Origin of the sequence: Rothia sp. HMSC066G07 (assembly GCF_001814485.1) — a bacterium.
In the GTDB taxonomy this organism is placed as follows: Bacteria; Actinomycetota; Actinomycetes; order Actinomycetales; family Micrococcaceae; genus Rothia.
Window position 1 is genome coordinate 89,401 of sequence record NZ_KV816927.1, and the last position, 11,601, is coordinate 101,001.

9 protein-coding genes and 1 tRNA gene are annotated in these 11,601 nt (G+C 57.9%); 8 read left to right on the forward strand and 2 right to left on the reverse strand.

What is annotated here, in order from left to right; genetic code table 11:
* Positions 1 to 329: 329 nt before the first annotated feature.
* The 3 genes from HMPREF2971_RS06140 (at position 330) to HMPREF2971_RS06150 (ending at position 3,142) form a co-directional block, all read left to right on the forward strand.
* The gene (locus HMPREF2971_RS06140) at positions 330 to 1,151 is read left to right on the forward strand and encodes a glycosyltransferase family 25 protein (protein ID WP_049346770.1); all 822 of its coding nucleotides are present in this window, start codon (positions 330 to 332) and stop codon (positions 1,149 to 1,151) included.
* Between the two features lie 45 nt (positions 1,152 to 1,196).
* Positions 1,197 to 2,069, forward strand: a complete 873-nt coding sequence (rsmA, locus tag HMPREF2971_RS06145) for a 16S rRNA (adenine(1518)-N(6)/adenine(1519)-N(6))-dimethyltransferase RsmA (RefSeq protein WP_049355014.1) — start codon at positions 1,197 to 1,199, stop codon at positions 2,067 to 2,069.
* A gap of 68 nt (positions 2,070 to 2,137) precedes the next feature.
* Positions 2,138 to 3,142 carry a GHMP family kinase ATP-binding protein gene (locus tag HMPREF2971_RS06150; protein ID WP_049362299.1) on the forward strand — a complete coding sequence of 335 codons (1,005 nt, stop codon included), beginning with the start codon at positions 2,138 to 2,140 and terminating at the stop codon, positions 3,140 to 3,142.
* Between the two features lie 86 nt (positions 3,143 to 3,228).
* Here HMPREF2971_RS06150 and HMPREF2971_RS06155 read toward each other — a convergent pair whose 3' ends face one another.
* Positions 3,229 to 5,058, reverse strand: a complete 1,830-nt coding sequence (locus HMPREF2971_RS06155) for an ABC-F family ATP-binding cassette domain-containing protein (protein ID WP_049362297.1) — start codon at positions 5,056 to 5,058, stop codon at positions 3,229 to 3,231.
* Between the two features lie 235 nt (positions 5,059 to 5,293).
* Between HMPREF2971_RS06155 and HMPREF2971_RS06160 the strand changes: the two genes are divergently transcribed.
* From HMPREF2971_RS06160 to HMPREF2971_RS06170, 3 genes are all read left to right on the forward strand, one after another.
* Positions 5,294 to 5,364: transfer RNA gene (locus tag HMPREF2971_RS06160), tRNA-Gln, on the forward strand.
* A gap of 87 nt (positions 5,365 to 5,451) precedes the next feature.
* Entirely contained in the window at positions 5,452 to 6,906 is a 1,455-nt protein-coding gene (gene glmU / locus HMPREF2971_RS06165) for a bifunctional UDP-N-acetylglucosamine diphosphorylase/glucosamine-1-phosphate N-acetyltransferase GlmU (protein WP_049362296.1), read from the forward strand.
* Between the two features lie 20 nt (positions 6,907 to 6,926).
* Positions 6,927 to 7,907 carry a ribose-phosphate diphosphokinase gene (locus tag HMPREF2971_RS06170; RefSeq protein ID WP_049327934.1) on the forward strand — a complete coding sequence of 327 codons (981 nt, stop codon included), beginning with the start codon at positions 6,927 to 6,929 and terminating at the stop codon, positions 7,905 to 7,907.
* 160 nt (positions 7,908 to 8,067) lie between these two features.
* Here HMPREF2971_RS06170 and HMPREF2971_RS06175 read toward each other — a convergent pair whose 3' ends face one another.
* Positions 8,068 to 9,198, reverse strand: a complete 1,131-nt coding sequence (locus HMPREF2971_RS06175) for an arsenate reductase/protein-tyrosine-phosphatase family protein (RefSeq protein ID WP_070691920.1) — start codon at positions 9,196 to 9,198, stop codon at positions 8,068 to 8,070.
* Between the two features lie 318 nt (positions 9,199 to 9,516).
* On the opposite strand from HMPREF2971_RS06175, the gene HMPREF2971_RS06180 reads away from it, so the two are divergent.
* Complete coding sequence (locus tag HMPREF2971_RS06180) at positions 9,517 to 10,491, forward strand: glycosyltransferase family 2 protein (protein WP_005506913.1); 975 nt, start codon at positions 9,517 to 9,519, stop codon at positions 10,489 to 10,491.
* A gap of 32 nt (positions 10,492 to 10,523) precedes the next feature.
* Entirely contained in the window at positions 10,524 to 11,600 is a 1,077-nt protein-coding gene (locus tag HMPREF2971_RS06185) for an acyltransferase family protein (protein ID WP_070667129.1), read from the forward strand.
* The last annotated feature ends 1 nt before the right edge of the window (position 11,601 follow it).

Genomic DNA, 11,601 nt, shown 5'->3' on the forward strand with positions numbered 1-11,601 from the left:
TGCCTGTCCAGTATCCCCTCCCTATTGTGTATATCCGGTAGGGAGGGGATTTTTGCTGTGCACCAGTACGACGCGTGCCACATCGCGTTTTAACCTGAGGAGACCTGAGATTGGCGCATGGTGAATGATAGAATTCTTTTTACGTTGCACTGCGGTGTGCGTATTTATCACACGCTCAATATTTCAGACTCCCTGCCGTTTACGCACTGATTTTTAAGATTGATGAACCCCTCTGTTGTGCAGGTGGTCTGAAGTTCTGAAAACTCATCATTAACCGACGCGATCTTCTACTGCTTAGGTCTTCTGGATGAGCTATTGAAGGGAAAAACATGGCAAAGATTCTGAAGTATGTTCTGGGCCTGGATGGCGCGAACCGTTTTGACTCGTTCTATTCGGTGGGCGCACCCGCGCAGGATTTTGTCCGTTATTCTGCGGTGGATAACCGCGATAATCACGTCACTGATGAAGAATTTGACGTTGAGTTTTTCCGTAGCCGCTGGCATCGCGACCCGAGCCCCGCGGAGAAGGGTTGCATGCTTAGCCACGTGAAGATGTGGCGTGACTTTGTTGCGAGCGACGCCGACTGGGCACTGATTGCTGAAGACGACATTCTTCTTTCTCCGGATGCTGAGGCGGTGGTGAACGCAATCATCACGAAGTACCCGCAGGTGCAGCTGGTGAACCTCAGCGATTCTTTTGCGAATGATGCCGGCAAGCTGAACCCGCAGGTGGAATACATCCGCCTGTCTCTGCTGTCTCCTTTTGTACACGGTAAGTACCGTATGGGTAAGCCGTACGGTACTTGGCCCCTGATTTGCACCGGTCTGTACCTGATTTCCCGTTCGGGTGCTGAGCTGTTGCTCAAGCAATTTGAGGATAAGGTACCGGGCACCGTAGCTGATGATTACAAGCTGTACCAGCAGTGGGGTGTGGATGTGCGTTTTGTGCAGCCTGGCCTGTGCGGCTGGGAAGGCAGCAGCGTCATTTTGGAATCCGGTAAGCGTCATCTGGATAAGGTGAATAGTCTCCAGCACGGTACTGGTCCGCTGGATCGAGTGCGTATCGCTTTGGCACCGAAGAAGCGTATTACAAATGCTAAGAACGCTCTGGAAGCCACTGTTGATGAGGTAAAGCAGCGTTTCTCGCGGTAACCTAAACTGTAACCTCCCCACCATCCACCTATGTGAAGGAACGCTGTGAACGATCTGCCCCTGCTCGGCCCTGCTGAGATTCGTGAGCTTGCCGAGATGCTCGGTATTCGTCCTACGAAGACTCTTGGGCAGAACTTTGTGATTGACCCTAATACGATTCGTCGTATTGTCAACGCGGCAGAGATTTCACCGGAGGAGACGGTGCTGGAGGTCGGCCCGGGCCTGGGTTCGTTGACCCTCGGCATCCTGGACGCTGCGAAGGATATGGTGGCGGTGGAGATTGACCCGCCGCTGGCTCAGCAGCTTCCGCACACGATTGAGAAGTTCCGCCCTGAGAAGGCGGGCGATATTGATGTGGTGCTCATGGACGCCCTGAAGGTCACCGAGCTGCCTCGCACTCCGGATGCTCTGGTGGCGAACCTGCCCTATAACGTGGCGGTTCCGGTGCTTCTGCACCTGTTTGCGCAGTTCCCGAGCATTCGTCACGCCCTGGTGATGGTTCAGGACGAGGTCGCCGACCGTCTTTCGGCGACCCCGGGTTCAAAGATTTACGGTGTGCCCTCGGTGAAGGCTAATTGGTATGCCGAGGTGTATAAGGCGGGCGTGATTGGCAAGAACGTGTTCTGGCCTGCGCCGAAGATTAACTCGGGCCTGGTGGGTTTCCGTATGCGCGAGGAGCCTCTCTCTACCGTTGACCGTGACCTGGTGTTCACGATTGTGGATGCCGCTTTCGCTCAGCGCCGTAAGACTCTGCGCGCTGCGTTGAGTTCCTGGGCGGGTTCGGGTGCGCGTGCGGAGCAGATTCTGGTGGCTGCCGGTATCGCTCCGACGGAACGCGGTGAGAAGCTAGATATTCACGGCTTTATCCGCATTGCGGAGGCTTCGCTGACTATTCCGGCTGAGCCTGTAGCGGAGTAGCTTCTTTCCGCTCTGAATTTTTCACTGACGTTCTCACGCGAGTTCCCGCGCGAAAGGTGTATGCGCTGATGAGTACCCAGGTCGCTATTTCGGTTGATGCTCCCGGTAAGGTCAATCTGTACCTCGCTGTGGGGGACGTCCGCCCGGACGGCTACCACCCGCTGACTACGCTTTTTGCGGCGGTCTCTCTGACGGAGACCATTACGGTCTCTGAGGGGCAGACGCCGGGGCTGAGCCTGAGCATGGACATTATGCCCGGCTCCCTGGTGGAGCAGCAGATGCAGGCGGGGCAGTTCGACCCAGCCGATGTGCCGATGGATGAGCGGAACCTCGTGTACCGTGCCGCGGAGCTAATCCTTGCGGAGCACGGTATTGGCTCTGTCCCGGCGCTACACCTGCATATTGCGAAGGCTGTGCCCGTGGCTGGCGGTATGGCGGGCGGTTCAGCGGACGCGGCTGCCGCCCTCATTGCTACGGACCGCTACCTGCACGCAACCGGCCGCACCGGTGCGCTCCTGACCCAGACGGATTATGAACGTCTTGCCGCGCAGCTGGGTGCCGATATTCCCTTTAGCGTGCGTGCCGCGCTCGGGCAGACCCTCGCACTGGGGCAGGGGACCGGCACCGAGCTGCAGAATGTTGCGGCGCCTCGGGACCCTCTGCACCTGGTGATTGTCGCCGCGCAGTTTGGCCTCTCAACCCCCAGCGTCTTCAAGCAGCTGGATGCGGGCCGTGCCGCCGGTGAGTATCCCGCCTCCGGTGAACTGGTGGAACCCGCAGAGCTTCTGGAAGCTCTGAACTCTTATGACGGTTCGGAGGCGGCGCTCGCCTCCTTGGCGCCGCTGCTCCGTAACGACCTGCAGGCTCCCGCGCTTTCGTGCGCCCCGCAGTTGGAACATACCCTGAACCTGCGTGATAGCGAGGGCGTGTATGCGTCCCTGGTGTCCGGCTCCGGTCCGACGGTGCTTCTGCTGGTTTCTTCGCAGGCTCGGGCGGAGGCTCTTGCCTCCACTCTTCGCGCTGCGGGCAACCACGCTGTGAGCGCGGTTAGTGCGATTCTGAATCACCCTTAGTTGCCGCTGTAGCTGAGCGCTGAATATATGAAGAATGCCGGTTCTAGATTGAATCTAGAACCGGCATTCTTCTATGCCAATAGACCTTAGCCTAGTAGCTCGGAGAGTTCGAGCCAGCGCATTTCTAGCTCGTCAATCTCATCCTGAAGTGTCTGCTGCTGCTCGCCGAGTGCCGCTAAACCGGCGTAGTCGGAGGCGTCGTGCGCGCTCATCTGCTCGGAGAGCTTCTCCTGTTCTGCAGCGAGCTTGGCGAGGCGGCGTTCAATCGCACCGGATTCCTTCTGCGCCGCACGCAGCTCGGCACCGGAGACCTTCGGGGTATCCGGCTCAGCAGAAGCCTGCGCCGAGGAGGCGGCACGCGCCTGCACGCTACCGGCGGCAGAACCGCCAGCACCTGCCGCCGAGAGTGCCAGGTACTCGTCCACACCGCCGGGCAGATGGCGGAACGAACCGTCAATCACGGCGTACTGCTGATCGGTGACGCGTTCCATGAGGTAACGGTCGTGGCTGACCACCAGCAGGGTACCCGGCCAGGTGTCCAGCAGATCTTCCATCGCGGCGAGCATATCGGTGTCCAGGTCGTTGGAGGGCTCGTCGAGAATCAGCACGTTCGGCTCATCCAGCAGAATCAGCATGAGCTGCAGGCGACGCTTCTGACCACCCGAAAGGTCCTTGACCGGGGTAGACAGCTGCGCGCTCGTAAAGCCCAGACGCTCCAGCATCTGCGAAGGGGATAGCTCCTTACCATCGGCAATGTAGCTACGCTTCTTACGGCCAATCACATCCGAGACGCGGTCGTTAGCAACCTCGTTGAGCTCATCGAGCTGCTGGGTGAGGGTCGCAATCTTCACGGTCTTACCGTGCTTGACGCGGCCCTCGGTCGGCTTCAGATCGCCCGTCACGAGCGAAAGCAGAGTGGACTTACCCGCACCGTTCACGCCCAGGATTCCGGTGCGCTCGCCGGGGGCAATCCGCCAGGTAACCTTCTTCAGCACCGGGCGCTTGCCGCCGGGCATCGAGGAATCGTCGTAGACGACGGAAACGTTTTCGAGATCGACCACGTCCTTGCCGAGGCGGGAGACTGCCATCTTCTTCAACTCCACGGTGTCGCGCACGGGCGGAACGTCCGCAATGAGGGCATTGGCGGCATCAATGCGGAACTTCGGCTTGGAGGTACGTGCGGGCGCACCGCGGCGCAACCAGGCGAGCTCCTTGCGCATCAGGTTCTGACGCTTCGCCTCCGCAGCGGCTGCCTGACGGTCACGTTCCACACGCTGCAGAATATACGCCGCGTAGCCGCCCTCGAAGGGCTCGACGATGCGGTCGTGCACCTCCCAGGTGTCGGTACAGATTTCGTCGAGGAACCAGCGGTCGTGGGTGACAACCATGAGGCCGCCCGCGTTCTTTGCCCAGCGCGACTTCAGATGGTTGGCGAGCCAGGTGATGGCTTCAACGTCCAGATGGTTGGTGGGCTCGTCGAGCATGAGTACGTCCCACTCCTGCGCGAGCAGTGAGGCGAGCGCTACGCGTCGGCGCTGACCGCCGGAGAGCGAAGAGACGGGGGCATCCCAGGGCAGGTCAGAGACCAGACCGGAGATGACATCGCGGATGTGTGCCTGCGACGCCCATTCGTATTCGGGGGTGTCGCCCACAATTGCGTAGCCGACGGTGTGGTCGTCATTGAGGACGTCTGACTGGTCGAGGTAGCCGATGCGGGTGCCGCCGCGCACGGTAACGCGGCCGGAGTCCGGTTCGAGCCGGCCGGCAAGAATCTTCATGAGGGTGGACTTGCCGTCGCCGTTGCGACCGACAATGCCGATGCGGTCGCCTTCGTTCAGGCCGACCGTGATGCCTTCAAAGATGGTTCGGGTAGGGAATTCGAGGTGCAGCGATTCGCCGCCAAGTAGATGTGCCACGCCTTCTAGGGTACAGGGTGAGTCTTCAGTTCAAGTAGCGCCCCAAGCTTTGATGAGGGGCTACTTGGCGGTGCTGAGAAAAGCTGTGGGGATTGCGGGGCGCGCGGCTAAGTTGAGCACAGATATTTGATAAACTGAGGAAAGCATTTCCTGCATTGCGCTGTTCTATGCCCAAAATGGCGGTCAATGACGATGAGGACCCGCTAGCGGGGGCTTGTCGTGAATGTAAGGATAATCCGCCATGGTGTAATGGCAGCACAGCGGCCTTTGGAGCCGTTTGTCTAGGTTCGAGTCCTAGTGGCGGAGCGTAAGCACTCAACGGCACCGTTGATAGAGAGTTAGCGGTCCGCGCTCACTCCTCACTCTTACAACCACTACTAAGGAGTCTTCCCAGTGAACACTGAACTGGCACCCTCTGCAGTGATCGTTCTCGCCGCAGGCGCTGGTACGCGCATGAAGTCCGCTACCCCCAAGGTCATGCACGGCATCGGTGGTCGATCCATGGTTGAGCACGCTGTCGCTGCTGCACGCGATTTGAACCCTGAGCGCCTTGCTGTTGTGGTGCGCCACCAGCGCGATAAGGTTGCTGAGCACGTTCTTGCATTTGACCCTGAGGTAACCATCGTTGATCAGGATGAGATTCCGGGTACTGGTCGCGCGGTTGAGGTCGGTCTGAATGCCCTGGATGCGCAGGCACCCGTCTCCGGCACCGTCCTGGTGACCTACGGTGATGTTCCTCTGCTGCGCCCCGAGACTCTGCGCGAACTGATTGCCTTCCACGAAGAAGACAAGAACTCCGTAACCGTGCTGACCACCCACATTGATGAGCCCGGCGCCTACGGTCGTATTGTCCGTAACCAGGCTGGCGAAGTGACCGCCATTGTTGAGGCGAAGGACGCTTCCCCCGAAGAACTCGAAATTACCGAAATTAACTCCGGTATTTACGCTTTTGACGCCGCTGTTCTGCGCGAGGCACTGCTCGAGGTGACCACCAACAACGCACAGGGCGAGAAGTACATTACCGACGTTCTGTCCATCGCTCGTTCTAAGGGCTACCGCACCTCCGCTCTGGCTATTGAGGACCGCTGGGAGGTTGAAGGGGCTAACGACCGCGTGCAGCTGGCTCAGCTGGGTCGTATGCTCAACAACCGCATCCTTGAGGCTCACATGCGTAACGGCGTGACCATTGTTGATCCTGAGAACACTTGGGTTGACGTTACCGTCACCATTGAGAACGACGTAACCCTGCTGCCCGGTGTGCAGCTGCACGGCTCCACCACCGTTGCTACCGGCGCTACCATTGGCCCGGACTCCACCCTGACCGATATGACCGTTGAGGCTGACGCTACCGTCATCCGCGCTCACGGTTTTGGTGCTGTCATCGGCGAAGGTGCAACTGTTGGTCCCTTCGCATACCTGCGCCCCGGTACCACCCTGGGCAAGGACGCTAAGCTTGGCACCTTCTGCGAGGCTAAGAACTCGCAGATTGGAGATGGCGCAAAGATTCCGCACCTGTCCTACGTTGGTGACGCCACCATCGGTGAAGGCGCGAACATTGGTGCTGGATCTATTTTTGCGAACTACAACGGTCTGGTGAAGAACCGCTCCGTTATCGGCGCGCACGCCCGTATGGGTTCTGCGGGCATTTACGTTGCACCTGTTACCGTCGGTGACGGTGCCTACTCCGGCGCGGGCGCGCTGATCCGTAAGGATGTTCCTGCTGGCGCCCTCGCCTACTCTGAGACTTCCCAGCGCACCATCGATGGCTGGGTTCTGAAGAACCGTGCCGGTACCGAACCCGCCGAGGCTGCTAAGGCTGCTGGCGCTCAGGATCCGGCAGAATCCTAATTCGAGGAAAGAACAACACCATGAGTAGCGAGATTACCAACCCCGGTGAGCGCAAGCTTGTAGTGGTCTCCGGTCGAGCACACCCCAAGCTTGCCGAGGAGATTGCACAGGCACTTGATCACGACCTGTTGCCCACCTCCGCATACACCTTCGCCAATGGCGAGACCTACGTCCGCTTTGAGGAGTCGGTGCGCGGTGCGGACGCTTTCGTGATTCAGTCGCACCCGGCACCCATCAACGAATGGCTCATGGAGCAGATCATTATGATCGATGCGCTCAAGCGTGCATCCGCTCGTTCCATTACCGTGGTGTCTCCCTTCTATCCCTACGCTCGTCAGGACAAGAAGCACAAGGGTCGCGAGCCCATCTCGGCACGTCTGATTTCGGACCTGTACAAGACCGCGGGTGCTGACCGCCTGATGTGCGTGGATCTGCACACTTCGCAGATCCAGGGCTTCTTTGACGGTCCGCTTGATCACCTCTTCGCAATTCCGGTTCTGGCTAAGCACATCCGCGAGCGCGTGGACGACCTGTCCAACGTGACCGTTGTGTCCCCGGATACCGGTCGTGTCCGCGTGGCTGAGCACTGGGCTGACCTGCTGGACGGCGCGCCTCTGGCGTTCGTGCACAAGACCCGCGACATCAACGTCCCCAACCAGGCTGTTTCTAAGACTGTTGTGGGTGACATCGAGGGTCGTACCTGCGTGCTGATTGACGACATGATCGACACCGGTGGCACCATTGCTGGCGCCGTGAAGGTCCTCATGGACAAGGGCGCAAAGGAAGTTATCATCGCGGCAACTCACCCGGTTCTGTCTGATCCGGCTGCTGAGCGTCTGTCCCAGTGCGGTGCTGTGGAGGTCGTCGTGACCAACACCCTGCCCGTGCCGGAAGAGAAGCAGTTCGATAACCTGACTATTCTCTCCATCGCTCCGTTGATTGCTCGCGCTATTCGCGAGGTCTTCGATGAGGGCTCTGTGACCGAGATTTTCGAGCACTAAGCTTCTAAAGCCTAACGAAAGTCCCCCGCTGACTACTGTCGGCGGGGGACTTTCTGCTATTGAGGCTAAGTTATAGAGGCTAAAGCTAACCGGCTGGAGCAGATATCTGTTCCAGCCGGGTTAGTGCTGTATTTAGTGTCGTGTGCTTAGCGGTGTGCGCTTAGCGGTGTGCCTGTGCGAGCCAGGGCAGAATGATGCGCAGGGACTGCTCCACCTCGTCCACTGCGACCTTAGCTGCTGCGGGGCCGCGGCGGTAGGGGTCTTCCAGCTTGTCGCTATCGAGCGGGCGAGCACCGTGCGAGTAGAGGTAAGAGAGCGGCTCGGCGCGGCGTGCGTCCTCGCGGATTCGTGCAACCTGCTTGAGTAGCTTGATCTTGGCGTGGTGCTGGGGCCACTCGCGCACGATCCAGTCGGCGTGTACCTTCTCAGCGACCAGGATGATGGTGGCGTTCTCGACAATCTGGCCGTTGAGCTGGCGGGAGGCGAAACCTTCGGGGTTGTAGCCACGCTCAATAAGCTCGTTGGCTACGTGCTCGTAGACGCCGTGACCGACGAGTGCTCCGGTGCCCGCGCTGGCGAAAATCCACTTGTCTTCCAGACCGTATTCTGCGGCGAGGTGCTTGGCGATAACTTCACCGGATGCGCTGCGGGCAATGTTGCCGGTGCACACGAAGAGTGCTTCGAAGGGGCCGTCTTTGTCGGTGCTGTCGGTACGGTTGAGAGTCTTGGGGGAGAACTTGAAGAGCGGGGTGCGTTCGCTGCGGGAGTTAGTAGTGGGGGAGGAGTGTGCGTTTCCTGCGCTCTGGCTGTTGGCTTCTTCGGGGTTGGCGAGCTCTTCGGCATCAACGGTGGGCGCGTTGTGCTGGCCCACGCGGATAATGCTGGGGCCGGTGGGCTTACCGTCTACGTCGAGGATGTCGCCGGGGGTGGCCTCGATGTCGGTGTGGGTGAGAGGCTGTGCGGAGACGGTTGCGGTGCCGTCGGCACTGAGCTCTTCTTCGGGAGTGACTTCCTGAGCGGCTACCTCGGAGGGGGAACGGACTTCGTAGTCTCCGATGGCTTCGCGGAGTGAACCGTCGGGGGTGATGGTACGGCCGGCAACCCCGCGGCGGTTCTTACCCGCCAGTTCGGGGTTGCTCTTAATGAGGGAGCGGACTCCGTCGGCAATATTTGCGGAGGGAGAGGCGGCGGTTGCCTGCTGCTCCTCGGTGGTTTCTGCGGAGTTGGTTTTGTCCTCGGAGGAGCCCCAAGCGTACTTGTCCTTGAGGGACTTAATGTTGAAGATGCCCATCAAAAAGCCTTTTCTAATTGACGTACCCAACAGTGAACAGGGAAGCCGGAAGTGTCGGGTTGGTTGAATGAATAGTATCTATCATACCGAGTTACTTGCACCTTCAACGGTTCCTTTTCCTGCGTGTGGCGAATAACCCTACAAGTCAGTGGAAGAGCCGCAGCGTTCGTAGAAACTTCTGTTTAAAAATGACCTAAAGTACAGAAAACTCTCCAAAGCTAAAGAAAGCTTGCATGCTAGAATTATGCCTAGACTCTACTCATCACTCCTCAATTACATGGGCCCGTCTGCAATTTGTGACGGGTCGAGAAAGGCATCATGAACCTTCTCTCAAAAATCCGCTCAGAATTGGGTCAGCTTAGTTATTCCTTTAAACGGCGAAACACCCCTAAACTCTGGCGAGATCAGGTTGAAGCCATTCGTTTTCTCAAAGTCCATAACCTTCCTGCACCGCATCTTAAAGGTCCTCGTCAGGAAGTGTGGGCTGTTTCTGTCGTTAAGAACGAGCTAGATATTTTGCCCTCTGTGCTCGACCATTTTTTTGCTCAGGGAATTGATCGGATTATTGTTGCCGACAACCTCTCGACTGATGGTACTCGTGAGTACTTGCGTCAGCGAGCAAACGAGGATTCGCGACTTATCTTTGCTGAAGATAACTGCGACCGACATATTCAGTCTGAGAAGATAACCTATCTTTCGCACTTGGCTTGGCGTAGTGGTGCTCGCTGGATTATTCCTTTTGACGGTGACGAATTCTGGTACGCGGAGGATGAGAAGCTTGGTGATTTCCTACGTAATGCACCCGATAACATGGGTATCTACTATGCCGGATTCCACCACACTGTGCCTACCGTTGATTCGCCAGAGAACATCGTCGACACCGAATTGGTGATGGACGCTTCCTATCCCTTCCCGGGTAAGTGCGCTTTCCGTTCCCACCCCTTTGCCGTGGTAATCCCCGGCAACCATGATGTGTGCCGCCTCGGTGATATTGAGCAGCGACTTGAGATTGTTCACCTGCAGTACCGAGGTATTGCTCAGATTGCGCGTAAGGTACGTGTGGGAACCGAGACCTCCCGTCGTACTGGTGAGGACCTGAGCTACTTTGCACCTCACTGGGAGGCGGGTAGCAAGCTCAGCGATGCTGAAATTGCTGAGGTATGGGAGAACATTTCGCATGGCCGCCCCGATGAGCGAATCAAGTTCGTAGCGGAAGGCCCGATTGTTCATGGTAAGTTCCTGAAATGGAACTACTGGAATGAAGACGGGTCAATCCCCAAGGGAGACGCCTAATGGCGGCGCCCGCACGACCCTCCTCCAGGATTATGCTAGATTCGCTGACCGCGGTGCGCGGTCCCGCAGCACTTCTCGTGTTCGGTTACCACGTTATCCACGGTACGCAGTGGGCTAACTGGATTCCGGGCGCGCGTCTCGGTTACGTGGGCGTTTCGCTCTTCTTTATTCTTTCTGGATTCGTGCTGGCATGGTCGTACAACAAGAATGCCGGTGCAAAGAGTTTCTACCTTCGTCGCTTTGCGAGGGTATACCCCCTGCACTTCTTCTTCTACTGCGTGGCGTTGATGGGTCTTCTGCTGTTTGGGGTGTCTAACTCTGCTGGAAACCTCAACCCGCTAAGCGCTTTGCTGAACCTAGTTCTGCTACAAGCGTGGGTGCCCTCTTGGGAGGTTATCTTCTCGAATAACGCGGTGAGCTGGTCTCTCTCCTGCGAGGCGTTCTTCTACCTCATGACCCCGTTCGTGTTGAACCGTTTGGATGGTATGCGCTACCGTGTGAAAGCTGCTCTACTGGGTGGTTGGTTCCTGCTGATGGCAACGGTCTCCTACATTCTGGCCGCCCAGTCGAACTTCATGGACGTGGTGGTGTATGCCAACCCGCTTCTGCGTTCAGGCGAGTTCGCACTCGGCCTGGCTCTGGGCCTCTTTGCTCTCATGGTGCGTGATGGTTACCGCGTTCCTGTGATTCGTGGCTACCACTGTTTGGCGATGATTACTCTGGCTCTTGGGGCCATGTATGTCAGCTCAAAGTTCTACTTGCTTCAGACGGCTCATGGCCTGTTGCTGGCACCGGTTTGGGCGGTATTGATTCTTGTACTGGCTCTCTGGGATATTCGGCGTTCTACCATGCCTCGTGAAAAGAACCTGTTCTGGAAGGCTGCCGTTATTGCCGGTGAGGCGAGCTTCGCTTTTTACCTGGTGCATGAGCTGGTGCTGGCATACGTGCGATCGGCACCTTTGGCTGCCTCCGCTCACGGCGGTATAACGGGTCTGCTGTATGTCGTAATTTCTCTTATCATCGCGAGCATTCTCGCGCTTCTGGCTCATTATTTTATTGAGCGTCCGGCTCATCGATTTATTGTGAAAAAATATTCACAGAAGGTATAGG